The organism is Brevibacterium otitidis (genome assembly GCF_042429315.1).
Lineage (GTDB): Bacteria > Actinomycetota > Actinomycetes > Actinomycetales > Brevibacteriaceae > Brevibacterium > Brevibacterium otitidis.
The window spans coordinates 1-23,572 of record NZ_JBHMAU010000051.1 but is presented as its reverse complement, the minus strand read 5'-3'; the positions used below and the strand labels follow the sequence as shown (position 1 = coordinate 23,572).

The following is a 23,572-nucleotide window of genomic DNA, read 5'->3' as shown; positions in this document are numbered from 1 at the left end:
CCCAACCACCCGATTAGTCAGGAATTCCAGCACTTCACAACCCAAACCCGCAGGTCATAGTGTCAATATGATCTACATCACACCAATTTGAGCCAAGTCAGGTGATATGTATAGATGAAGACCTCCTTAGCTCTCACCGCCGCCCTCTTTACGATTCTTCCCCAGGCCAGTATTACCAGTCCGGTTGGACCCGATCAGACAGCCATTTCAGAGGTCGCTATCACCACAGTCCTCGCCCAACGTTCCACCGACAATCCATTCAGGTGCGCCATCTGGCGCATCGTGGACCACAGAAAGTACCGAAAGTACTGCACATGAGCACTACCGATACCCCCGAATTCGAAGCTATTGAACCCGACATAAATCGGATATCTGTACTAATCGTTGACGATGACATCTGGACTACTCGGGCCCTCTCCTACGCACTCGTGACCGAACCAGGCTTTCACGTGTTGCCACCCGCCGATAGCGGTGAGTTCGCGGTCAGTAGCTACCAGCAAAATCGTCCTGATGTGGTCTTGATGGACATCAACATGCCAAACGGAATCAACGGGATAGACGCGACAAGAAGGATCCGCATGCTCGATCCGACTGCGAGTGTGGTCATACTTAGTACGTGCGCGCCAGGCCCCGGTCTCGCACGAGCGATTGAAGCTGGAGCCATGGCTACAGTACACAAGACTTGTCCGGAATCTACTCTACGCACCGTAGTCCGGATCGCAGCCGGGGGCGATGATCCCAGCATGCTGAAATCACTTGCGGGCGAAATCGCCATCGCTGGCGACCCGCTACCCGATACGCGGCTCCCTAGTCCCAAACTAACGAATCGCGAACTTGACGTGCTAAGCCTTATCTGCAGTGGACGCGGGTACCACGAAATCGCGAGCATCCATAGCGTTTCTGTGTCCACGGTCAAGACCCAAGCGAAGCACCTGAGAACCAAACTAGATGCCCAAAATCTTGCTCAGCTCGTTGTCCGGGCGCTACAATATCGGTTCTATTCACCATAGGTCAGGTTTCTGCCCTGGGCGCCAAAATGATGCACACCCTCAGGTTCCGCGATCGTTCTTACACCGAGCGCCAGCGGCGGTTGCATGTGTTTCGCGGACTCACCTTTACGAACCGGGCCTGCCCCTCCAAGCTTCAACTCGGGCTCGGGATTACAGGCTCTTCAGAGTTGAGTGTGGGCACGCCGATCGGGCAAGGGTGCTGGGGATAAGCGTCGAGGTCCCTGATGATGAGCGGACTCTTACCTCTGCTTACTCCAAGGACCTCGACAATGCCCCATCCTACGTGTTCCTGCTCGACATCTCTGGACCGTTGCAGTCGCTGCGATGTCCTCCTCGGCCTCTCCGGACTGCACCTGACCGACGTCGATGCCACCGACGAGAGCGTGGTCCTCAACGTCGAGGCCTGCGACTGGCTGACCGGTTGCCCCGGTTGCGGCGTCATCCCGACCGGCCACGGACGCATCACCGTGACCCTGGTCGACGCCCCGTCCGCCGGCCGTCCTGCCTGCCTGCGATGGCGCAAACACCGCTGGATCTGCCGCGAGTCTGCCTGCCCGGTCGTGACGTTCCTCGAGCAGAACACGCAGGTCGCCGCACCACGCGGCCTGCTGACAACCCGCGCGGTGTCCTGGGCGATCCGTCAGCTGCGGTATGAGAACGCCTCTATCCAGGGACTGGCCCGCCAGTTGGGCACGACGTGGAACACCCTGTGGTCCCAGATCCGGCCAGTGCTCAACACCGCCGCTGACGATCCGGCACGGTTCGACGGTGTTGAAGTCCTGGGCGTCGATGAGCATGTATGGCACCACACCGATCCGCGTCGGCGCGGACCCAAGGAGCTGACCGGCATGGTCGATCTTTCCTGCCACCGGCACCGAACCGCGCTTCTGCTGGATCTCGTCCCGGGACGCTCAGCAACGGTGTACAAGGACTGGCTCACCGCACGCGGGCCTTCCTTCCGCCAGGGTGTGCGGGTCGCGACGCTGGACCCGTTCCAGGGATACAAGAACGCGATCGATGACCAACTCGACGACGCCACCTGTGTGCTCGATGCTTTTCACATCGTCAAGCTCGCCACCAGCGCCGTCGATGACGTTCGCCGTCGTATCCAGCAGCAGACACTCGGGCACCGGGGACGCAAAGGAGACCCGCTCTACGGCATCCGCAACCTTCTGCGGGCCGGCCGCGAACGCCTCACCGACCGGCAGCGTACGAGACTCGAAGCGGCGTTCGCTGCGCACGAGGACCACATCAGTGTCGAAGTCGCCTACCAGTGCGCCCAGGACGTGCGTGACATGTTCCACCAAGACACTCACGCGCAAGGGCGCAGGCTGGCCGCCCGCGTGATCGAGGCCTTGCCGACGTGCCCGATCCCAGAGATCGCCCGGCTGGGCAGGACGCTGCGGAAATGGAAGACGACGACCCTGGCGTACTTCGACACCAGTGCTGCCAGCAACGGCGGCACCGAGGCGGTCAACGGGCTCATCGAGCTGGGCAGGCGGACCGCTCGCGGATTCCGCAACCTCGAGCACTACCAGCTACGAATGCTCCTCATCGCTGGCGGCCTGGACGCATCAACCCACACTCAACTCTGAAGAGCCGGCAATGAGCAGGATCGGCAACCCGAAGACGGCCGGGTAGAACCAGTTGGACAGGCCGTCGAGGGTGAGCCCGCCGGTCCACTGCGGATCGGTACGCGCGCTGTGCAGCCACACGACGGCATAGACGGCGCTGATCGCGCTGTCAGCTGCTCCCACAGCTCCCGGCGGCGCAGCAGCCACACTGCGGCCGCACTGATGAGCCCTGGGAGGATCGTGTACGGGGCATACTGAGCCCACGCCTCGGGACCGGAGCCGTCGATGATCGACAGGACGCTCGTAAAGAAGCCGGCGGCGATGAGGGAGACGACGAGCAGGATGTGGGTGCGGGGATGCGTGCTCATGCCTCCACTGTCTCACATGCTGGCTCAGGTGCGGTCGGAGCGGCGGGCGGCGGCTGGGAGAATGAGAGCGGAGGTGCGCATGGAACTGTATGTGATCCGTTCGACTGCGGGCGCGTCATCGTATGGACTGATGGCCACCGATGGTGAGTACTGCTTTGTGTACTCGCCGAACACCGGCTTATGGCACCGCAGTCATGAGTGCGAAATGGACTTCGTCTTCGATCGTGAGTCAGTCTACGAGGAGGTAGACGCCGTGACTGCTGAAAGGTTGCGCCAGAAGATCCAGCCGCTGGACCGGCGCACGATGCGCTGGTATCTCAACAGACTAGAAAAGCAGGCGCCGGAGTGGAAGCGCACGAGCGCTGAGGTCGGGCTGCCCAGCGACACACGGCGGACGACACCGACGACGGCAGACGGCGAATAGGCGGAACCGGGCAGCTGAGCTTCGGGCCCGGGTTCGCCTCTCAGGTGCGCCGGGCGTGGCGGGCGGCTGCGACGGCGAGGAAGATGCGGTGGCCGGTGATGACGACGATGATCCAGGCGATGGCGATGAGCCAGGCGGTGAGGACATCGGTGGTCCAGTGCTGGCCGAGGTAGATGCGGCTGAGCCCCATACACACGGCGAAGACCAGGCAGCCGAGGATGATCGTGATCTTGAGCCACCAGCAGCGCACGAGGATGAGCACGAGATAGGCGATCATCCCGTAGAGGGCCAGCGAGTTGAGGGAATGGCCGCTGGGGAACGAGAAGCCGTCCGCATAGGGCGGGACCGCATCGGCGCGCGGCGGCCGCGCCCGGCCCACGACGTTCTTACCCACCACGGTGAAGGCCACCGAGCCGGCCGCGGTGATGAGCATGAGCAGCAGCGCGGTGCGCCGCCGGTAGACGAGCGTGAGGATGCTGGTGATGATGAGCGCGATGACCGTCATCCCGAGGATGTCGCCGAGGCTCGTGAAGGTCGTCACCGCCCGGTTGAGGCCAGGGGTGCGCAGCTGCTGCACCCAGTGCAGGATCGGCCGGTCGATGATGGGGATGCCGTCGTGGGGGTCGGCGAGGCTGTCGTAGATCTCCTCCGCCGCCCACACGCAGACGAGCATGACGGCTAAGCCGATTCCGGTGAAGATCGCCAGCGCCGTGTACGGGCCGAAGAAGCGGCTGAGCAGCCGGCCGGCGGCACCGAGCAGGCGCCAGGCAGGCGAGCGCCGCTCACGCGCATGGACGAACTCGGCGGCCTCGCTGATGAGCGGGTCGCTGCTGGTGTCCAGGCGGCGCCGCTGCTGGGACGCACCGCTCCCGAGGCGGTCCGCGCCTGATCGTCTGTCAGTCACCTCACCATTCTGACCGATGGCCAGGGCGGGCGGACGCAGACGTCACTCAGCTGCCTTCACTCAGCCGGTAGCGGCAGGCGCCGGCCGAACGGCGCGGCAGCCGTCACCCAGCTGCCGTCACTCAGCCGGCTGCTGGAGCCAGGCGCGCACCGCCTCGGAGTCGGCGCCGAGGGCCGGCGGGGCGAGGTCGTAGCTGACCGGGGTGGCTGAGAGGGTAATCGGGTTCTTCACCGTCGGGATGACACGGTCGCCGGAGCCGGCGTTGACGACGGGTTCGAGGCCGAGGTCGGCGGCGAGCTGGACACCCTGTTCGATCGTGTTGATCGGCGCGCACGGCAGACCGGCGTCGCTCAGCAGCGTGAACCACTCCTGCGCAGACTTCGCGGCCAGCGCCTCGATGAGCAGCGGCTCGAGTGCGCGGCGGTTGGCGTTGCGGTCGGCGTTGTGGGTGAAGCGCGGGTCGCTCAGCAGCTCCGGGCGGTCAATGACGGTGCACAGGATCTCGAACTGCCGGTTGTTGCCGACGGCGACGATGAGCTCACCGTCACCGGTGGGCATCGGCTGGTACGGGTAGAGGCTCGGATGCTCATTGCCCATCCGGTGCGGCACGACGCCGCCGGCCACATAGGCGCTCGTCTGGTTCGCCAGCCCGGACAGCGCCGAGGACAGCAGGTTCGTGTCGATCTTCTGCCCCTCCCCGGTCTCCGAGCGGTGACGCAGCGCAGCGAGCACGCCGATCGTCGTGTGCAGGCCGGTGATGACGTCGAAGATCGCGACCCCGGCACGGTACGGCTTGCCATCGGCTTCGCCGGTGATGCTCATGAAGCCCGAGAGCCCCTGGACGAGGAGGTCGTAGCCCGGCTGCGGGTTCTGCGGACCGAAGCCAGTGACCGAGGCGTAGATGACCGCCGGGTTGGTGGCCTTCACCGCGTCGTAGTCGAGGCCGTACTTCTGCAGGCCGCCGGGCTTGAAGTTCTCCACCAGGACATCGGCCCGGCGCGCGAGCTCATGGGCGAGCGCCAGATCATCGGGGTCCTTGAAGTCGAGGACGACGTCGAACTTGTTGCGGTTGGCCGACAGATAGTAGGTGGCGTCGTCCTCGCGGACCGGAGGCTTCCAGGCACGCGTGTCGTCCCCGCCGGGGCTTTCGACCTTGATGACGGTCGCGCCGAGATCGGCGAGCATCATCGTGGCGTAGGGGCCGGCGAGCACGCGGGAGAAGTCGGCGACGAGGAGACCGGCCAGCGGTCCGGTGCCGGTGCGCGCGAATGCCTCGTCGATGTGCGCTGTGCGCTGCTCGTCATGCGATGCCGTCATGGCCTGTGCCCTCCTGCCCTGCCTCGCCTGCTGCGCCGAGGCGGCTGTCGCCGTTGCTGCTCCCCCTCACGGTAGCAAGTCGGCTCGCACCGTTCCCGAGGCGGTCGCGCCCACCGCCTCGGGGACGGCGACTGGGGAGAGGTGGCCGGCACCTCGGCGGCGGCGACTACCATGGGCGGTGACACCCCCGGCTTCGAAGGAGAACCCGTGTCCGAGCCCATCCTCATCTGCGAACCGCTGCGCTCCCCGGTCGGCGGCTACGGCGGCCAGTTCGCGGCCGTCGCGCCCCAGGAGCTCGGCCGGCAGGTCGTCGCAGCCCTCATCGAGCGCACCGGCATCGACCCGAGCGTCATCGACGACGTCGTCTTCGGCCAGTGCTTCCCCCATATGGAGGCCCCCGCCCTGGGCCGGGTCGTCGCCCTCGACGCCGGACTGCCGACGAGCGTGCCCGGCCGGCAGCTCGACCGACGCTGCGGCTCCGGCCTGCAGGCGGTCATCGACGCGATGGGCATGATCGCCACCGGCGGAGCAGAGGTCGTCATCGCCGGCGGGGCCGAGTCGATGAGCCGCGCACCCTTCTTCACCGAGGAGATCCGCTGGGGTGTGCGCACCCCGGGCATCGACCTCAAGGACAGTCTGGCCCGCGGCCGGGTGACCGCCGGCGGCAGGCACCATCCGGTGCCCGGCGGGATGATCGAAACGGCGGAGAACCTGCGCCGCACCTATGAGATCTCCCGCGCAGAGCAGGACGCCCTGGCCGTCGAATCGCACCGCCGGGCGGCCGCCGCGACCGAGGCGGGACGCTTCGCCGACGAGATCGTGCCGATCCAGATGCCGGCCACCCGGAAGACGGCCGCCTATGAGGTCACCGCTGATGAGCACATCCGGCCCGATTCCTCGACCGAGAAGCTCGCGAAGCTCACACCCATCCGTGCCGAGCTCGATGAGGCAGCCACCGTCACCGCCGGCAACGCCTCCGGGCAGAACGACGGCGCCGCCGCCTGCATCGTCACGACTGCCTCGAAAGCCGAGGCGCTGGGCCTGCGTCCGCTCGCCCGCATCGTTTCCTGGGCGGTCGCCGGGGTCGATCCGGCGACGATGGGCATCGGTCCCGTCCCGGCGACTGCGCAGGCGCTGGGGCGGGCCGGCCTGGAGCTGTCGGACATCGACCTCATCGAACTGAATGAGGCCTTCGCCGCCCAGGTGCTGGCCTGCACCCGGGAATGGGGATTCGGCGCCGCCGACTTCGACCGCGTCAATGTCAACGGCTCCGGCATCTCCCTCGGCCATCCGGTCGGCGCGACCGGTTCGCGGATCCTCGCAACCCTGCTGCGCGAGATGGACCGCCGCGAGGCCCGCTACGGCCTGGAGACGATGTGCATCGGCGGTGGGCAGGGGCTGGCCGCCGTCTTCGAGCGCATCGGCAGCTGAGGTGAGCGGCAGCTGAGGCGAGAGGACCGGCGCAGCCGGCTGGCGCCTCGGGAGCGGTTGAGGGCGGGGAAACCCGCATGCGATACTGGTACTGAACGAGCGATAAGCTCCGGTGTTCGGCCCGGGATGTGGTCGTGCGGCCGCTGTCAGATAAGCTCGCCTTGAGCAGTGTCCCACATCACTGTCCAGCGTGCCGGACCACGCTTCGGTTCACGCCCCACTGCCATGCAGTGAGACGGACGCCGCTTGGTAACGTTAGAGAATCAACGCCCTGCCTCGAGGGTGGCCCTCGGTTCTCAGGAAGGATGAACTACCCACATGCGGATTGTCACTTTTGTCAAGTACGTCCCGGATGCTGCCGGTGACCGTACCTTCGAGTCGGACAACACCGTCGACCGCTCAGTCGACGGCCTGCTGTCGGAGCTTGACGAATACGCTGTCGAAGAAGCCCTTAAGATCGCTGACGGTGACAAGAAGGGCACGGAAGTCATTGCGCTGACCGTCGGTCCCGACGACGCCGTCGACGCTGTGCGCAAGTCCCTCCAGATGGGCGCGAACAAGGGCGTGCACATCTGCGATGACAGCCTCGAAGCCTCCTGCGCTGTCGGCACCGCCAAGACCCTGGCCGCCGCCATCAAGGTCATCGAAGAGGAAGACGGCCCGGTCGACCTCATCATCACCGGCCTGTCCTCAACCGACGGGGCGATGTCTGTCGTGCCGGTCATGGTCGCCGAACTGCTCGGCCGCCCGGCCGCGACCCAGGCCTCGCATCTGGAGGTCTCCGGCGGAGTCGCCAAGATCCGCCGCGACGGCGACACCGCCTCGCAGTACATCGAGGTGCCGCTGCCGGCCCTCGTATCGGTGACCGACCAGATCAACGAGCCGCGCTACCCGTCCTTCAAGGGCATCATGGCCGCCAAGCGCAAGAAGCTGGACGAATACGACATCGAGGAGCTCGGCCTTGATGCCGGCGAGGTCGGCACCGCTGGTGCCACCACCGAGGTCGTGACCCTGACCGAGCGTCCGCCGCGCACCGCCGGTGAGATCGTCATCGATGAGGGCGAGGGCGGCAACCAGCTCGTCGAATGGCTCGTCTCCAAGAAGCTCGTCTGAGCCGGCCCATCCACTTTCTGCACACAGAGGAAGCGAATACATACTGATGTCTGAAGTTCTCGTTCTCGTAGACCATGTGGACGGCGACGTGCGCAAGTCCACCTTCGAACTCCTCACCGCGGCCAAGGCCCTCGGTGAGCCCACCGCAGTGTTCATCGGCGATGCCGCCCAGGGCGAGGCCGCTGCCGCCTCGCTCGGCGAGTACGGCGCTGAGAAGGTGCTCGTCGCCTCGGATCCGGCATACGACGAGTTCCTCGTCGCCCCGAAGGCCGAGCTGCTCGCCGAGCTCATCAGCACCCGCCAGCCGGCCGGTGTCCTCGTCCCGGCCAATGCCGAGGGCAAGGAGATCGCAGGCCTGGCCGCCATCAAGACCGGTTCGGGTGTGCTCACCGATGCTGTCGGCGTGGCTGACGGCTTCGTCGCCACCCAGTCGGTGTTCGCCGGCGGCTACACCGTCGAGTCGAAGGTCACCCGCGGCACCCCGATCATCGCGATCAAGCCGAATTCGGTGGCTCCGGAGCAGTCGGCCGGTGCCGGCGCTGTTGAGACGGTCTCCTTCGCTCCGAGCGATGCCGCCAAGACCGCCCGCATCACCGCCACCGAGGAGAAGCCGGCCTCGGGCCGTCCGCAGCTGACCGAGGCCGCCACCGTGGTCTCTGGCGGCCGCGGCACCGGCGGCGACTTCGGCCCGGTCGAGGCGCTCGCCGATGCCCTCGGCGCTGCTGTCGGCGCATCCCGTGCCGCCGTCGATGCCGACTGGTACCCGCACTCGGCGCAGATCGGCCAGACCGGCAAGACGGTCTCGCCGCAGCTCTACGTCGCCTGCGGCATCTCTGGTGCGATCCAGCACCGGGCCGGCATGCAGACCTCGAAGAACATCGTCGCGATCAACAAGGACGAAGAGGCCCCGATCTTCGAACTCGCCGATTTCGGCGTCGTCGGCGACCTCTTCTCGGTGCTGCCGCAGGCAACCGAGGCGATCAACGCACGCAAGTGATCTGAGCGCCCGGCCGGCTCCGGCTGGCCGGAGGCGCTGATGACGAAGGGCAGGTGCCATATGGCACCTGCCCTTCGTCATGCCCGGAGGCGGGTTCGCGTCAGGCTGCGGGTTCGCTCAGCCGACGGCGCCGAACGGGGTGATGCTGTGCTCCGCACCAAGGGCCACGAAGGCCACCCGCGCACACGCACGCAACCCGGCGTCCGCCTCGGCGACGGCCTGCCCCCACTGAGAGGACGCCTGCTCGGTCGCCCCAGCCAGCTGCCCATCAGGGCCGCCGTGCCTGGCGTCGATAGCAGCCTGGGCGGTCGCCAGCGCGGTGCCGGGCGGGGCAGGGCGCCCTGCCCTAGACTCGGGAGCGTGACCCGGAAGAAGAACCTGTCCCCAGCGGCGTGGCGCTATGTCTGGGGACGGACGATCATGTCGTTCGCCAGCACGCGGCGCACCGATACCGCTGCGACGCTGTCGTTCTACTTCCTGCTCGCGCTGCTGCCGGCGCTCACGGCGATCCTGTCGATCCTCAATGTCTTCGGCGAGGGCGCGGGCACCGTGTCGAAGGTGCTCAGCTGGGCGGAGCAGGCCGGCGTCGGTCCGTACATCACGCAGCTGGAGAAGCCGCTGCAGGACCTGGCGAAGTCACCGGCCGGCGGGCCGTTCTTCGTCGTCGGCATCCTCGTCGCGATGTGGTCGGCGTCGAAGTTCGTCAACGCCTTCGGCCATGCCGTCAACGAGATCTATGCGATGACCGAGGGCCGGCCGGCGTGGAAGCAGCGCCTGCAGACCTACCTCGTCACCATCGTCGTCATCCTGCTCGCCGTCGCCACAGTGCTCAGCCTCGTGAGCTCGCCGCGCATCATTGTGCCCTTCGGGCTCGGCGAGGAGTTCGTCGCGGTGTGGGCGTGGGTGCGGTTCCCGCTCGCTGTGGTGCTCCTGCTGCTCATCACGACGCTGCTCTACATCGCCACGAGCAACGTCAAGCGCACGCAGGTCACGCTGTCATCCCTCGGTGCGTCCATCGCGCTGCTCACGTGGGCGCTGCTGAGTGTGGGCATCTACCTCTACACGGTGGTGTTCGGCGGATTCGAGTCGACCTACGGTTCGCTGGCCGGTGTGCTCATCGCGCTGTTCTGGGTGTGGCTGTCGAATATGGCGCTGCTGTTCGGGGTGCACTTCGACGCCGAGGTCGAGCGCGCCCGCCAGCTGCGCGACGGAATCCGTGCCGATGACGTGCTCCAGGTTCCTCCGCGCGACACCCGCCGGATCGTCTCCGATGCCCGGATCCAGGCCCGCATGCGCCGCAAGGCCCACGCCCTGTGGCGCAGCCAGGGCGAGACCGATGATGAGCCGGTGTCCGATCCGGTGGCGCCGCGCCCACTGCCCTGATGGGGCGCTTGCCGGGCGGGGTTAATGCTGTTCGGAAGGGAGTGTCTCAGCCCGGCGTCTCAGCCCGGCGTCTCAGCCCGGCGTCGCGGCCATCGATTCGGCGCGGCGGCCCGGTATATGATGTGGATAACAGCCTCAGCCGGTCATACCCGCCCACGCGGGAGACAGTGTGGCTTGCTGGAATCGACTCCCACAGGAGGGGATTATGAAGAAGCGTCTCATCTTGCTCGCTGGTCTCGGCATCGGTTTCGTCCTCGGTTCGCGCGCCGGCCGCCAGAGCTACGAGCGCCTCAAGAACCAGGTCGAGGAATTCTGGCAGAACCCACGCGTCCAGGAGGGTGTCCAGCAGGCCACCGACACCGTCAAGGAGAAGGCTCCCGAGGTCGCCGAGCTGGTCAAGGACAAAGCACCTGAGGTTGCCGGCAAGGTCCAGTCCGCTGCCGCCTCGGCGGCCAGTGCCGCACAGGCCAAGGCCGATGATGTGAAGTCGAATGTGCAGCAGAAGATGGCGGAGAAGGATGCCCAGAAGGCAGCCGACAAGGCCACCGAACAGGTCAAGAAGGATGCCGAGAACGCCGGCGCCGTCGAAGATCCGACCGTCCTCGACGACACCGTCGCCGATCCCTCGCACGATCCGATCGACGAAGGCGGCCACCCCGAGGGCTGACCCCGCGGCGGTGAACCGCTGGACCGGCGGTCAGCCGCTGGCCCGGCGGTGAACCAAAGGTTCGGCGGCGGTGAGCTCAGCGTCGCGCCCTCGCCCCTGACCCCTGACTGAGATTCATCCAGCTGTACGCATATGCGCGCCGGCACCGGCCGGCGCGCATATGTGCATTCAGCCGCGGCGCCGGGGAGACGCGGCTGCCTTGGCGCGCCGGTACGCGCCGGGACGGCCGGGCCAGCCGCGCCGCCGGGTCAGCCGCGCCTACAACAGCGAACTCGTCAGCCGGCAGACGTTCTCCAGGTACTTCTGCCCGAGCGAGCGCTCCATCCACTCCTGCCGGTCGACCTCGACGCTGTTGGCCCGGTAGTCGGAGATCTCAAGGTCGTACATCGTCTGCGTGAAGGCGCGGTCGACGATGAACATCGAGACCTCCAGGTTCATCGCGAACGACCGCGCGTCCATATTCGACGAGCCGATGATCGTGACATCGTCGTCGATGAGCAGGAACTTCGAGTGCAGCACCGTCGGCTCGTGGTACTGGAAGATCCGCACCCCGGCCTCCAGCAGCTCGGAGTAGTACGACTCCTGCGCCTTCTGCGTGATCGCGTGATCGCTGGTCGCGCCGACATACAGCCGCACATCGACCCCGGAGTGGGCCTCGGTGACAAGAGCGTGCATGAGCGACTCATCGGGTACGAAGTACGGCGAGCAGATGACGATCTGCTCATTGGCGTTGTAGATGAGGTGGTTGAACAGCCGCAGGTTGTTCTCCAGGTCGAAGCCCGGTCCGCTGGGCACCACCTGCGCCATCGCCCCGCCCTCGTGGATCGGGTCGAGTTCGGTGTCGAACTCCTCGAACAGGATGACCTCGGTCTCGGAGTACCAGTCGGAGGCGAACACCGCGTTGAGCTCGGCGACGATCGGGCCGGTGCAGCGCACCGACAGGTCCTTCCACTCGAAGCCCTTGCGCAGGTTCGCGCGCTTGTTGTACGAGCGGTGGATGACGTTCTGGCTGCCGGTGTAGGCGATCTCGCCGTCGATGACGAGGATCTTGCGGTGGTTGCGCAGATCCGGGCGCTGGTATTCGCCCTTCCACGGCCGCAGCGGCAGGCTGCGCCGCCATGGCACTCCCGAGGCGTCGAGCTCCTTGACGAGATCGGAATACCCGGGGTAGCCGAGCGAGCCGACGTGGTCGATGAGGATGCGCACCGTCACCCCGCGGGCGTGAGCGCGCAGCAGCGCATCGAGCAGCGGCCGGGAGGCGTCGTCGATGGCGACGATGTAGAACTCGAAGTGCACGTACTTCTGGGCCTGATCGACCTCGCGGGCCATGTCGAGCATGCACTGGTGGTTGTCGCCTTCGAGGGTGAACTCATTGCCGTGGACCATCGGCAGGGCACCGAGGGAGTAGTTCAGCTGCGCGGCCGTCGACAGCGGCTCGGGCAGGTGGTCGTCGCAGCCGAGGATCGATTGGCCGCCGGTCTCATGTTTGATGAGCCGGTTGATCTCCGTCTGCATCTCCCGGCGTTTGCGCGGCAGCTTCGAGGACCCGAACATCCAGAATGCCAGCAGCCCGACGTACGGGATGAGGAAGACCCCCAGCAGCCAGCCGAGGGCCACCGACGGCTTGCGGCGGTAGGGAATCGCACCCAGCGCAACGACGCGGATGATGAAGTCGACGGCGATGAGCGCGATGATCACCCACAGCGGCCATCCCGGTTCGACGGGGATGAAGGTGAAGAAGTTCACCGCTCCAGTCTACTGGCCGCCCCTCCCGAGGCGGCCCACGCCTCAGCGGAGGCCGGCGGCAACCCGGGCGGCCCACACCTCGGGCGCGGCCGAAGCAGCCCGGTCGAGGGTGTCGTTGCCGAGCGTCCAGTCCTCCGTCGCGCGGCCGAGCGCCGAGAGCCCCGGCACGGGCTGGCCGTCAGCGCCGACGAGCTGGAGCGTCTCGGTGACCTGGATGCCGCGCTGGGCACCCGGCTTGGCGACGATGCCTTCGGCGATGAGGGAGTCGATGACCTCGCTGCGAGCGTGCACGGCCCCGGGCGGGGCGAGGACGGCGAGCACATGCAGGTCAGGGTGGCCGAACACGTGTTCACCTTCCTCGCCGGGGCCCAGGCTCATCATCTCCAGGTCGATGACGCCGGAGCGGATGAGCGCGAGCAGCTTCTCGGCGTTGGCGAGCGGCGGGCCCTCGGCGAAGCGCATGAGCCGGCCGCGCAGACCCAGGAACTCCGCCCATTCCTGCGGGTCGTGTGCACGGTAGGACAGCACCTGGCGGATCCGCGGCAGCAGACCCGTCCACGCTTGGCCGAGTGCGCATTCGGCATCCGGGGCCTGCAGCCCGCGGGCGATGAGCACTGAGCGTTCGAGCGCGGCCTTGGCCGAGCGGGCCAAGCCCGGACCCCAGCCGGAGCCGGCGGTCTCATCGACGGCGGCCACCACCTCGGCGGCGGCCGGATCCTCCCACGCACCGCGGCGGCCGGCGAGGATGTCCACCGCGCAGCGGCGCAGCACGGCCCCGGCCTGCGCCGGGGTAGCGTCGTCGGCAAGCGCGGCGGCGTGGCCGGCGATGAGCTCATCGAGATCGGCCTGACGCTCACCGCCCTCGGCGGGGCTGTACATGCTCGGCGGCTTGGCGTTGTAGAAGCGGCCGGACCGGCAGGTGGGCAGCAGCACCGGCTCGGCACCGCAGGCGCGGTAGAGCAGATCGCCGGTGACGACATTGCGTTCGAAGTGCCCGCGGCGGTGCTCGGAGACCATGAGCGCGAAGTCGATGAAGGTCAGCGCCGCACCCGTCGTGAGCACGCGCTGACCAGGTGAGATGCGGGCGACGGTGGAATAGTCGTCGTGGCTGAGGGTGCGGGTGTCGTCGCGCAGATCCCGGGTGGTGAGCGGCCGGGTGTGGCGGCGGGCGTGGCCGGTGGCGAGCAGCACCTCGGCGTAGGGGTCCCGCTGCTGGCGGCCGGCTTCGACCAGCCAGCCGGCCTCAGAGCGCAGGAGGCGGCGGACCCGTTCGGGGATGACGGTCACGGTCATGCCGGCCGGCAGCTCCGCGCAGACGGCGGTGAAGGCCCAGGCCAGATACTCGCCGACGACCGCGCGCGGCGGAAAGGCATCGAGGCGGTGTTCGGGGGCGTGGGTCTCGGCCCACGCGGCGAACGACAGGTGGGTGGTGTCGCCAGTGGTCTCGGCGCTGCGGGCGGGCGGCCAGGCGCTGATGACCGCCGAGGAGATGTTGAGGATGAACACCTCGGGCTGGTCGGTGCGCCAGATGCGGCCGGCGCCTGGGGTGTCCTCTTCGTAGATGTCGACGTGGAGCCGCAGGTCATCCGCTCCCGAGGCGGTTCTTTCGTGCGCGGCCGCGGACAGGCTCTCCAGGGCGTACAGTCCCTTCGGACCTCCGCCGACGATGGCAACTCTCAGCGATGGGGCGTTCACGGGTCTCTCGCAATCTGCGCGGCAGCACCTAGAAGGCGCCGGCCGAGCGCTCAAATGTCAGCTGGTGAACGAGCTGCTGCAGTCCTCAGGCTACAGCGGCCAGCTGACAACGATATGAGCGTGAGACAAACGAGCGGCGACGCTGGGGACGCAGGTGCGCGCGCAGCCGTGGCCTCCGGCGGGCGGGTGGGTGCGAACCGGATCCGGACTGGGCTTCCAAGCCACCGGAGATTCTTGTAGAATTGTAGGTACGGAAGGAGGCTGTCGTGACTATTGTTTCGGCCAGGGATTTCAACCAGGACGTCAGCGCGGCAAAGCGAGCTGCAGATATCGAACCGGTGACCGTAACGGACCGCGGACGACCGGCTTACGTCCTGCTCAACATTGACGACTACCGGCGACTTACAGGACAGAGCAGCGAATCGTTCCTTGCCGCGATGAGCATGGACGACGACATCGATATCGAGTTCGCACGGCCTGAGTTCATCCCGCGCGCCGCCGAATTCTGATGTACGTACTGGACACGAACGTCATCAGCGAACTGCGGAAGTCCGCCGTACGCCGGAACCCGAAGGTCACCGAATGGATCCGCTCGGTGAATGTTGGCGACCTGTACATTTCAGCCATCACCGTCTTCGAGCTCGAGCTCGGCGTCCGGCAGCGCGAACGCACCGATTCAGCCCAGGGCAGGCTCCTTCGAACCTGGTTGCATGAAACTGTGCTCCACGAGTTCCGCTACCGAATCTTGCCCTTCGACTGCGCCGCGGCGCTGAGATCTGCGCAGCTGCAGGTGCCCACTACACGCGCTTTGGCCGACTCGTTCATCGCGGCGATTGCGCTGCAAAACCAAATGATTGTTGCCACACGAAACGTGGCCGATTTCTTGCCGCTGGGAGTCGATGTGGTCAATCCCTTCGACGGTGCGCTAAGCGCGGACTGAGCCTGCCTCCGGCCGTAGAAGCACCGCCCCTACCCCGCGGCGTGCTGGGCCTGCACGGCGGTGACGGCGACGGTCGTGACGATGTCTTCGACGGTGCAGCCGCGGGAGAGGTCGTTGACTGCTCTGTCCATGCCCTGCAGGACCGGGCCGACGGCCACCGCGCCGGAGGACTGCTGGACGGCCTTGTAGGTGATGTTGCCGGCTTCCAGGCTGGGGAAGATGAGCACGTTGGCCCGGCCTGCGACCTCGTCGGCGGGCAGCTTCTGCGCGGCGATGTCGGGGTGGACGGCGGCGTCGTACTGGATCGGGCCGACGACCGGCAGGTCCGGGTGGGCCCGCCGCACTGCGGCGGTCGCCTCGCTCACGGCGTCGACGGCCTCGCCCGCGCCCGAGGTGCCGGTCGCGTAGCTGAGCATCGCCACCTTGGGTTCGAGGCCGAAGCTGCGTGCGGTCTCCGCGGATTCGGCGGCGATCTCGGCCAGCTGCTCGGGCCCGGGCTGCGGGTTGACCGCGCAGTCGCCGAACACGAGTGCTCCGTGGCCGAAGAGCATGAGGAACACCGAGGACACTGCGGCGACTCCATCGCGGGTGCCGATGACCTCGAGTGCCGGTCGGATGGTCTCAGCGGTGGTGTGCCTGGCCCCGGAGACGAAGCCGTCGGCGTGGCCGAGTTCGACGAGCATCGTCGCGGCATAGGCCGGGGCGCTGATCCGTTCGGCGGCCTCGGCTTCGCTGATGCCCTTGTGCTGACGCGCTGCGTAGTAGCCGGCGGCCAGCTCGTCCTTCAGCTCCTGGTGCTCATCGGCGTTCAGGTCGAGGGTGCGCACGCGGTCGAGGTTGAGGGCGATGTCGTGTTCGCCTGCGAGTGCGGTGATCGCCTCGCGTGCACCGAGGATGGTGAGGTCGCAGAAGTCGCGGTCGGCAATCCGTCCGGCGGCGGTGAGCACGCGCGGGTCGTCGCCTTCGGGCAGGATGATGTGCTTGCGGTCGGCGGCCGCCTGGTCGATGAGGCCGGTGAGGAACCGTTCAGCGAAGTCGCCGGGTGACGTCGCTGGGCTGGTCTCCGCGGCCGAGGCCGACCCCGGGGACGAGGCCGAGGTGACGGTGGGCTGGGGTGGTGCGGTGGTCATGGTGGCCGGCTCCCTTCCGGTGTTTTCGGGCGCACTCGGGGCGCCGGTCGGCCGGGATCGCTCCCGGCCGACCGTGCTGAGCGGTGGTGGTGTGCTGGTTGGTGTGAGCTCGGCGAGAGCTCGGGGTGTCAGCTGGTCGTCGTACCTGTCGACGTGCCGGTCGTCGTGCTGGCCGGGCAGCGCAGGAATTCCGGGCGCTTCCCGCCGAGCACGGCCTGATCGACATAGTCGTCGCTGAGCGTGCGGTTGTGGCCGCGGCGCAGGAAGTAGAACACGACTCCGACGAGGATCCAGATGCCCATTGCGATCATCGACGGAAGCGTCAGCTGAGCCGGTGAGCCGGGCACGAGCAGCAGCAGGCAGAACGCGATCGCGACGACGACGCCGGCGGCGGCCATGAGCTTGCGCGGGGTGGAGCGGGCGCCTTCGACATCGGCGTGGTCTTCCTGGTGCGACCAGCGGAAGAGCTTGAAGGCGCACGCGCACGTGTAGAGGAACGCGAAGGTGAAGCCGATCGAGGCCATGTCGACGATCCAGCTCAGTGCGGTGCGCCCGAACCACGGGGCGACGAGGCAGAAGGCCATGACGAAGAAGATGCCGATGTGCGGGGTGCCGTACTTGCGGTGCACGCGGCAGAACACGGCCGGGATCATCTCCGCCCGGCCCATCGCCAGCAGCACGCGGGAGCCGGAGACGAAGAAGCCGTTGAGACCGGTGAAGATGCCCATCGAGGCGGCGATGATGAGCAGCACGAGGCCGAACACGCCCATCGAGGCCATGATCGCATCAGCGGTCGCCCACACATGGTTCTCGCCCATCAGGTCCTGCCACGGGTAGGCCGAGGCGGTGGCGAGAATCATCGCGCAGTACAGGAAGGTCGCGGCCAGCAGCGACCAGACGATGAGGCTGAAGGCCTTCTTGGCGGGGAAGTCGAACTCCTCTGCGGCCTGCGGGATGTTGTCGAAGCCGATGTAGGCCCACGGGGCGATCGCGACGATCGCCATGATGCCGGCCAGCGGGTTGATGTCGGGGTGGAAGACCGGGTCGACGTTCGACAGCTGCCCGGCCGGGGAGACGATGACGCCGATGAGCACGATGACGACGGCGGTGACCATGATGACGCAGAAGATGAACTGCGCGCGCCCGGAGAAGCTGGCCCCGGAGATGTTGATGAAGGCGAAGACGACGAGCGCGACGGTTGCGATCATCACCTCACCGAAGTACACGTCCCAGCCGGCGACGTTGTAGAGGTAGCCGAGTTCGGCGACCTGTGGGAACACGCGCCTGCCGAGCAGGGCTAGCGCGGAGGCGTTGAGGGCGACGATCGAGGTGTAGCCCAGAGTCATGAACCACGCGCAGATGAAGGCGTGTGTGCGTCCGAAGCCCACGAGTGTGTAGGCGAAGGCGCCGCCGGAGACGGGGAAGGTGCGGGCGAGGAAGCCGTAGCTGACGCCGACGAGGATCATGAGTCCGCCGCCGATCGCCAGGCCGAGCAGCGCACCAATCGGGCCGGCGGCGGCCATCCAGTCCGTCGGCAGCACGAACGCGCCCCAGCCGACAGCTGAGCCGAGCGCGATCGCCCACACCCAGTGCGGTTTGAGGTTCTTCTGCAGGCGGGTGATCTCACCGGTGTCGGCCGGTCCTGCCGGGCTGCCGGATCCTGCGCTCGGCGCGGGTGCGTCCGCAGCCTGTCCGGTCGGCGCGGGCCCAGCCGCTGCCTGTCCGCGCGTCGCTGCAGCGGAGGCGCCGGGGCCGGTCGCTCGGGTGGTGCTCGTGTTCGGGTCGCTGACAGTCATGCAGGCGACCTCCTTCCGTTCTGTGGGGTGATGTCGGGTGCGTGTCTCGGCAGCTGTCCAGCCTGCCGGTTCACACCCACACCACCTGCGTGATGTGCATCACTGTGCCGGCCACATTACCGACACCTGCCGCCGGGCCTCAGTGCCAGACGGCGACCATTCGCTGGGTCCACGCCACCGCCTCGGCGACGGGCCCAGTCCAGGCTGCAGAGCAGCGTGCGGGGACGCGGAAGGGGAGGGACGCATGCGCCCCTCCCCTTCCGGCGCACCATCGGGTGCCGGTCAGCCGATCGCGGCTTCGACGTCGCTGAGCATGCCGTCGATGCCGTGGACGAGTTCGCTGAGCTCCTCCTCGCCGGCCACCAGCGGCGGGGAGACCATGAGCATCGTCGCGCCGCGGTCGTCACCGCGCAGGATCACGCCGGTGCGCTCGAAGGAGGCCGGCAGGATCTCGCGCAGCACCTTGAGCGATTCCTCGTCGGTGAACTCGCGGCCGGAGTCGCGGTCGGCCATGAGCTCGAGGGCGTAGAAGTAGCCGGTGCCGCGGACGTCCTTGACGCTGCGGTGGGCTGCGGCGAGCTTGTCGAGGTCGGCGCGCAGGCCCGGCCCGCGGCGCTGCACGTTGCCGAGCACGTCCTCATCGCGCATCGCCGAGATGTTCGCGTGCGCTACGGCGGTGGCGACAGGGTGGCCGCCCCAGGTGGCGCCGTGGGTGAACACGCCGCCCTGCTCGGAGGCGTAGAGCTGGTCGACGAGTTCCTCGCGGGCGATCATGCCGCCGAGCGGCGCGTAGCCCGAGGTCGAGCCCTTGGCGAAGGTGATGATGTCGGGCACGACACCGGTCAGGCCCTCGCCGAACCAGTAGCCGAGGCGGCCGAAGGAGCAGATGACCTCATCGGAGACGAGCAGGATGCCGTACTTGTCGCAGATCGCGCGCAGGGCCTTCCAGTAACCGTCCGGGGCGACGAGAGCGCCGCGGCCGTTCTGGACCGGCTCGGCGAAGATCGCCGCGATCGTCTCCGGGCCCTCCTCCTGGATGACCTTCTCGTAGGCCTGGATGATGTCGAGCTCTTCGGCCGGGCCGCAGTCGCCGGTGTAGCCGAGCGTGTTGGGCACCGAGCGCACGCCGTCGAGCAGCGGCTCGAACGGGGCCTTGATCTTCGGCAACTGGGTGACCGACAGGGCACCCATCGTCACGCCGTGGTAGGCCATCTTGCGGGAGATGAACTTGGTGCGCTGCGGCTGGCCCTGGCTGCGGTGGTACTGGCGGGCGAACTTGATCGCCGTCTCGACGGCCTCGGAGCCGGAGTTGACGAAGAAGGTGGTGCCCAGGTTCCCGGGGGCGAGTTCGGCGATGAGCTCAGCGGCGGCGACGGCCGGTTCGTGGACCATGCCCCAGTTCGAGGCGTAGGCGAGCTGGTGGATCTGCTTGGCGCCGGCTTCGGCGATGTCGGAGCGGCCGTGGCCCATGTTGACGCAGAACAGGCCTGCGAGCCCGTCGAGGTAGCGCTTGCCGTCGGTGGAGATGAGGTGGCAGCCCTCCGCGCGGGTGAAGACGGGGAAGTCGGCGTCGCGCTGGTCGCGGCGCGTGAAGTGCTGGAACAGGTGGCGGCGGGCGCTGTCGCGCAGGCGGCCGGTGTCGGTTCCCGTCGCCGAGGTGGTGGTTGCCGTGTCCATGGTCGTCATTGCGTCTCCTTGCTGCTGGGCAGATGCGGCAGGTGTGCCGCGACATCTGCTGGTGGCACTGGTGCGCGGGCTGGGTCGGCGCTGACCGTGCCCGTCTGTCCCTCGAGCCTAGAGACCGGCGTCACAGGGCGGGAGGGCCAGATGCCGACGACTTCGGGGATCCAGCGTGGACCCCTCATGCGGGCATCATCTGGTGCTGGCGCAGACGCCGGCCGGGGCGCACGCTTCGAAGAGCAGGTGCCGCTCAGCGCTGAGCGGCCGCGCCCGCGCCTGCGCCTCTGGCTCAGGCGCCACCCCAGTCATCGCCTGTGCCCCGGGCACGGCGGCCACATCCCAGACAAGGAGGATCCGCATGAAGATCGGCGTCCCGAAGGAACTGAAGAACAACGAGCACCGGGTCGGCTCAACGCCTACCGGTGTCCACGAACTCGTCAGCCGCGGCCATGAGGTCGTCGTCGAATCCGGTGCCGGCGCAGGCTCGGCGATGACCGATGTGGACTTCCGCTCGGCCGGGGCGAGCATCCTCGCCACCGCCGACGAGGTGTGGGAGGCCGCTGAGCTCATCCTCAAGGTCAAGGAGCCGGTGGCCGAGGAGTTCCACCGGATGCGGCCGGGCCAGGCGCTGTTCACGTTCCTGCACCTGGCTGCCAGCGAGGAGTGCACGCGTGCGCTGTTGGACAAGCAGGTCGATTCGATCGCCTATGAGCTCGTGCGCTCCCCGAATGGTGCGCTGCCGCTGCTGTTCCCCATGTCCGAGGTCGCCGGCCGGCTGGCACCGCTGGTCGGCACGCAGGCGCTCATGAGCCCGGCCGGCGGTCCCGGCAAGCTCATCGGCGGGGTCTCCGGCGTCCGGCCCACCCGTGTCGTCGTCATCGGCGCGGGGGTCTCGGGCATGAACGCGGTCGCGGTGGCTGTCGGCCTGTGGGCCGATGTCGTGCTGCTGGACAAGGACATCGACAAGCTGCGCGCAGCCGACCGGATGTACCAGGGCCGGATCCGCACTGTCGCCTCGACGGCGTTCACGCTGGAGCAGGAGGTGCTCGAGGCCGATCTCGTCATCGGCTGTGTGCTCATCCCCGGCTCCCGCGCCCCGAAGCTCGTCACCAATGACATGGTTAAGCGGATGAAGCCCGGTTCGGTGCTCGTCGACATCGCCATCGACCAGGGCGGCTGCTTCGCGGACTCGAAGCCGACAACGCATGCGGATCCGACTTTCACCGTCCACGACTCGATCTTCTACTGCGTGACCAACATGCCCGGTGCGGTCGCGCACACCTCGACGGTGGCGCTCAACAACGTCACCAGCCCGTACGCCACGCTCATCGCCGATCACGGTGTCGCCGAGGCCGCCAAGCGCAGCGACGCGCTGCGCGCCGGCCTGTCGACCTACCAGGGCACGCTCACCAGCCCACCGGTCGGTGCCGACCTCGGCATCGAGTCGGTCACCCCTGAGGAGGCCCTCGGCATGTGAGGCGGCGTGGGACCAGGGGCCCTGCCTTGGGCGGGACCGGCCGGGCCCCGCACCCCTGCGCACAGGGGCGCCGTCTGGCCTGCAGTCAGGCGATGCCGCGGCGGCGCGGCTGGCATAGAATGTCAGCCACGCCGCCGCAGACGGCCTGCCCGCTTCGGCACGCTGCCTGCGGCGGGGCGTCACCGCTGACGGCAGGCATAGGAGGGACCGATGGCCGAAACGCTCATCCGCATCGACCCGTCCTCGCCCATCGCCCTGTACCGGCAGGTGCAGCAGGCGATCGTGGCCGGCATCGCCGCCAGCGTCTTCGACGCCAAGCGCCGCCTGCCCAGCTCCCGCGAGCTCGCCGCCGAGCTCGAAGTCTCGCGCAACACCATCAACCTCGCCTACCAGGAGCTGCTCGCCCAGGGCCTGCTCATCAGCCAGGAGCGGCGCGGGATCTTCGTCAATCCCGACCTGACCCCCGACCAGCTCGAGGCCTTCACCGCCTCGGCGACGGACACCGGGCCCGAGGCGCCGGTCACCCGGATCGACTGGGCCGCCCGCCTGGCTCCGGCCGAGGATGCCAGCCTGCCGGAGCTCATCAAGCCGCCGGACTGGAGCGAGTACCCGTTCCCGTTCCTGCCCGGGCAGATCGAGCTCGCCCAGTTCCCTGCCCGCTCGTGGACCCGGTGTCTGCGCGAGGCGCTGTTCCAGCCGCACCTAGCCCATGCGCTGCAGGACTCCGCCGGCTGCGATGACGACATGCTCGTCGAGATGATCCGCACCCGGCTGCTGCCCTCGCGCGGGGTGCACGTGCAGCCTGAGGAGATCATGATCACGCTGGGCACCCAGCACGGCCTCGACCTCATCGCCGCGGCGCTGCTGAAACCCGGCGACCGGGTCCTCATGGAAGACCCCGGCTACCTCGACATCCGCCACATCCTGACCCGGCACGCAGCCTCCGTCGGCGAGATGCCCGTCGATGCCGACGGTGCGATCGTGCCCGCCGACCTCACCGGGGTGCAGGCGGTGTTCCTCACCCCCAGCCACCACCATCCGACGAACGTGACGATGTCGATGGACCGGCGGCAGGCCGCACTCGAGGCGGCCGCTGCCTCGGGCACGGTCGTCGTCGAAGACGACTACGATGCCGAGTTCCGCTACTCCGGCCAGCCCTCACCCTCGCTCAAGGCGATCGACCCGAGCGGCGACGTCGTGCACCTGGGCTCGTTCTCGAAGTTCCTCGCCCCGGGCCTGCGGCTGGGATTCCTCGTCGGGCCCGCCGAGCTCATCGCCGCGCTGCGTCACTCGACGCGGTACACGGTCCGGCATGCGCCGGGCGTGCTGCAGCGGGCGATGGCGCTGTTCCTCGACTCCGGGGACTATCACCGCACGCTGCGGCTCAACCGCGAGCGGATGCGAGGGAAGTTCCGGCTCATGTGCGAGGGCGTGGCCGAACTGCTGCCGTTCGCTTCGCGCTGTGCGTTCCCCTCCGGCGGGATGAGCCTGTGGTTCGAGGGCCCGGCCGAGCTCGACGCGCGCGTACTGCAGGAGGCGGCCTGCCAGCGCGGGGTGCTGGTGGAACCCGGTGACTACTTCTTCGCCGCGACTGCTGAGCACGGGTTCGGCTCACGCGAGGTGCCTGCGCACCCTGGTGGAATCGAACGCTACCCGTGGGCGACCCTCCGGCTGGGCTACGCCGCGATCCCGACGAGGGCGATCCGGCCCGGGCTGGAGACGCTTGCCGAGGTGGCCCGCGAGGTGATGTAGGCGGGGTGCGGGTACTTGGGCTGGGGGCTACTGAGCCGAGGTTGGACGCGGCGCGGCCAGAGTTAAACCTTGATCCACCGATGTAAGTAGCCGGATCGAGCCGCGTGTGGAATGGAAATGCCCCTCCTGAACTGGGAAAATGGTGATGTTATAAGTCAACATTCCCGG

General features: G+C 67.7%; 20 protein-coding genes. 12 read left to right on the top strand and 8 right to left on the bottom strand.

The features are described 5' to 3' along the window. The first annotated feature begins 314 nt into the window (after window positions 1-314). On the top strand, window positions 315-1,010 hold the full coding sequence (locus ACFFN1_RS07905) for a response regulator transcription factor (protein WP_376840139.1): 696 nt from the start codon (window positions 315-317) through the stop codon (window positions 1,008-1,010). Between the two features lie 269 nt (window positions 1,011-1,279). After that, complete coding sequence (locus tag ACFFN1_RS07900) at window positions 1,280-2,605, top strand: ISL3 family transposase (protein ID WP_376840138.1); 1,326 nt, start codon at window positions 1,280-1,282, stop codon at window positions 2,603-2,605. Here ACFFN1_RS07900 and ACFFN1_RS07895 read toward each other — a convergent pair. After that, window positions 2,585-2,767, bottom strand: coding sequence for a hypothetical protein (locus ACFFN1_RS07895; protein ID WP_376840137.1), 183 nt, complete (start codon window positions 2,765-2,767; stop codon window positions 2,585-2,587). The two genes, ACFFN1_RS07900 and ACFFN1_RS07895, sit on opposite strands and share 21 nt — an antisense overlap. 102 nt (window positions 2,768-2,869) lie before the next feature. Here ACFFN1_RS07895 and ACFFN1_RS07890 point away from each other — a divergent pair, with 102 nt between their 5' ends. Further along, a complete protein-coding gene (locus tag ACFFN1_RS07890; protein ID WP_376840136.1) occupies window positions 2,870-3,376 on the top strand; it encodes a hypothetical protein in 507 nt (168 codons plus the stop codon). A 40-nt stretch (window positions 3,377-3,416) separates the two neighbouring features. On the opposite strand, the gene ACFFN1_RS07885 is transcribed toward ACFFN1_RS07890, so the two are convergent. Together ACFFN1_RS07885 and ACFFN1_RS07880 are read right to left on the bottom strand one after the other, a co-directional pair. Continuing rightward, complete coding sequence (locus ACFFN1_RS07885; RefSeq protein ID WP_376840135.1) at window positions 3,417-4,280, bottom strand: phosphatase PAP2 family protein; 864 nt, start codon at window positions 4,278-4,280, stop codon at window positions 3,417-3,419. A 117-nt stretch (window positions 4,281-4,397) separates the two neighbouring features. Next, window positions 4,398-5,597, bottom strand: a complete 1,200-nt coding sequence (locus tag ACFFN1_RS07880; RefSeq protein WP_376840134.1) for a CaiB/BaiF CoA transferase family protein — start codon at window positions 5,595-5,597, stop codon at window positions 4,398-4,400. Between the two features lie 207 nt (window positions 5,598-5,804). Between ACFFN1_RS07880 and ACFFN1_RS07875 the strand changes: the two genes are divergently transcribed. The 5 genes from ACFFN1_RS07875 to ACFFN1_RS07855 all read left to right on the top strand — a co-directional run bounded on the left by ACFFN1_RS07875 (window position 5,805) and on the right by ACFFN1_RS07855 (window position 11,188). Further along, window positions 5,805-7,028: an acetyl-CoA C-acetyltransferase gene (locus ACFFN1_RS07875; protein ID WP_376840133.1), complete on the top strand. Its 1,224-nt coding sequence runs from the start codon at window positions 5,805-5,807 to the stop codon at window positions 7,026-7,028. 318 nt (window positions 7,029-7,346) lie between these two features. Then, window positions 7,347-8,141 carry an electron transfer flavoprotein subunit beta/FixA family protein gene (locus ACFFN1_RS07870; protein ID WP_376840132.1) on the top strand — a complete coding sequence of 265 codons (795 nt, stop codon included), beginning with the start codon at window positions 7,347-7,349 and terminating at the stop codon, window positions 8,139-8,141. Between the two features lie 46 nt (window positions 8,142-8,187). After that, window positions 8,188-9,138 carry an electron transfer flavoprotein subunit alpha/FixB family protein gene (locus tag ACFFN1_RS07865; protein WP_376840131.1) on the top strand — a complete coding sequence of 317 codons (951 nt, stop codon included), beginning with the start codon at window positions 8,188-8,190 and terminating at the stop codon, window positions 9,136-9,138. Between the two features lie 360 nt (window positions 9,139-9,498). Further along, window positions 9,499-10,521 (top strand): YihY/virulence factor BrkB family protein, encoded by a 1,023-nt coding sequence (locus ACFFN1_RS07860; protein WP_376840130.1) that lies wholly within the window; start codon window positions 9,499-9,501, stop codon window positions 10,519-10,521. A gap of 205 nt (window positions 10,522-10,726) precedes the next feature. Next, entirely contained in the window at window positions 10,727-11,188 is a 462-nt protein-coding gene (locus ACFFN1_RS07855; RefSeq protein WP_376840129.1) for a hypothetical protein, read from the top strand. A gap of 258 nt (window positions 11,189-11,446) precedes the next feature. Here ACFFN1_RS07855 and cls read toward each other — a convergent pair whose 3' ends face one another. Together cls and ACFFN1_RS07845 are read right to left on the bottom strand one after the other, a co-directional pair. After that, window positions 11,447-12,934: a cardiolipin synthase gene (gene cls / locus ACFFN1_RS07850; RefSeq protein WP_376840128.1), complete on the bottom strand. Its 1,488-nt coding sequence runs from the start codon at window positions 12,932-12,934 to the stop codon at window positions 11,447-11,449. 42 nt (window positions 12,935-12,976) lie between these two features. Continuing rightward, entirely contained in the window at window positions 12,977-14,629 is a 1,653-nt protein-coding gene (locus tag ACFFN1_RS07845) for an FAD/NAD(P)-binding protein (RefSeq protein WP_376840127.1), read from the bottom strand. A gap of 266 nt (window positions 14,630-14,895) precedes the next feature. Here ACFFN1_RS07845 and ACFFN1_RS07840 point away from each other — a divergent pair, with 266 nt between their 5' ends. Both ACFFN1_RS07840 and ACFFN1_RS07835 read left to right on the top strand, forming a co-directional pair. Further along, window positions 14,896-15,138, top strand: a complete 243-nt coding sequence (locus ACFFN1_RS07840) for a type II toxin-antitoxin system Phd/YefM family antitoxin (RefSeq protein ID WP_165883842.1) — start codon at window positions 14,896-14,898, stop codon at window positions 15,136-15,138. Continuing rightward, entirely contained in the window at window positions 15,138-15,569 is a 432-nt protein-coding gene (locus tag ACFFN1_RS07835; protein ID WP_376840126.1) for a type II toxin-antitoxin system VapC family toxin, read from the top strand. Before ACFFN1_RS07840 ends, ACFFN1_RS07835 begins: the two co-directional genes overlap by 1 nt. 29 nt (window positions 15,570-15,598) lie before the next feature. Here ACFFN1_RS07835 and pta read toward each other — a convergent pair whose 3' ends face one another. From pta to ACFFN1_RS07820, 3 genes are all read right to left on the bottom strand, one after another. Then, entirely contained in the window at window positions 15,599-16,699 is a 1,101-nt protein-coding gene (gene pta / locus ACFFN1_RS07830) for a phosphate acetyltransferase (protein WP_376840125.1), read from the bottom strand. A 128-nt stretch (window positions 16,700-16,827) separates the two neighbouring features. Continuing rightward, window positions 16,828-18,495 (bottom strand): APC family permease, encoded by a 1,668-nt coding sequence (locus ACFFN1_RS07825; protein ID WP_376840124.1) that lies wholly within the window; start codon window positions 18,493-18,495, stop codon window positions 16,828-16,830. A 282-nt stretch (window positions 18,496-18,777) separates the two neighbouring features. Next, a complete protein-coding gene (locus ACFFN1_RS07820) occupies window positions 18,778-20,181 on the bottom strand; it encodes an aspartate aminotransferase family protein (RefSeq protein ID WP_376840123.1) in 1,404 nt (467 codons plus the stop codon). A 352-nt stretch (window positions 20,182-20,533) separates the two neighbouring features. Here ACFFN1_RS07820 and ald point away from each other — a divergent pair, with 352 nt between their 5' ends. Together ald and pdxR are read left to right on the top strand one after the other, a co-directional pair. Continuing rightward, window positions 20,534-21,652, top strand: coding sequence for an alanine dehydrogenase (gene ald, locus ACFFN1_RS07815; protein WP_376840122.1), 1,119 nt, complete (start codon window positions 20,534-20,536; stop codon window positions 21,650-21,652). 210 nt (window positions 21,653-21,862) lie between these two features. Next, entirely contained in the window at window positions 21,863-23,404 is a 1,542-nt protein-coding gene (pdxR, locus tag ACFFN1_RS07810) for a MocR-like pyridoxine biosynthesis transcription factor PdxR (protein WP_376840121.1), read from the top strand. The last annotated feature ends 168 nt before the right edge of the window (window positions 23,405-23,572 follow it).

Coding starts and splice junctions, on each gene's coding strand:
- ACFFN1_RS07880 (WP_376840134.1), bottom strand. CDS start 5,597: ATGACGGCATCGCATGACGAGCAGCGCACAGCGCACATCGACGAGGCA.
- ACFFN1_RS07870 (WP_376840132.1), top strand. CDS start 7,347: ATGCGGATTGTCACTTTTGTCAAGTACGTCCCGGATGCTGCCGGTGAC.
- pta (WP_376840125.1), bottom strand. CDS start 16,699: ATGACCACCGCACCACCCCAGCCCACCGTCACCTCGGCCTCGTCCCCG.
- ACFFN1_RS07865 (WP_376840131.1), top strand. CDS start 8,188: ATGTCTGAAGTTCTCGTTCTCGTAGACCATGTGGACGGCGACGTGCGC.
- ACFFN1_RS07905 (WP_376840139.1), top strand. CDS start 315: ATGAGCACTACCGATACCCCCGAATTCGAAGCTATTGAACCCGACATA.
- pdxR (WP_376840121.1), top strand. CDS start 21,863: ATGGCCGAAACGCTCATCCGCATCGACCCGTCCTCGCCCATCGCCCTG.
- ACFFN1_RS07820 (WP_376840123.1), bottom strand. CDS start 20,181: ATGACGACCATGGACACGGCAACCACCACCTCGGCGACGGGAACCGAC.
- ACFFN1_RS07900 (WP_376840138.1), top strand. CDS start 1,280: ATGCCCCATCCTACGTGTTCCTGCTCGACATCTCTGGACCGTTGCAGT.
- ald (WP_376840122.1), top strand. CDS start 20,534: ATGAAGATCGGCGTCCCGAAGGAACTGAAGAACAACGAGCACCGGGTC.
- ACFFN1_RS07835 (WP_376840126.1), top strand. CDS start 15,138: ATGTACGTACTGGACACGAACGTCATCAGCGAACTGCGGAAGTCCGCC.
- ACFFN1_RS07855 (WP_376840129.1), top strand. CDS start 10,727: ATGAAGAAGCGTCTCATCTTGCTCGCTGGTCTCGGCATCGGTTTCGTC.
- ACFFN1_RS07890 (WP_376840136.1), top strand. CDS start 2,870: ATGATCGACAGGACGCTCGTAAAGAAGCCGGCGGCGATGAGGGAGACG.
- ACFFN1_RS07825 (WP_376840124.1), bottom strand. CDS start 18,495: ATGACTGTCAGCGACCCGAACACGAGCACCACCCGAGCGACCGGCCCC.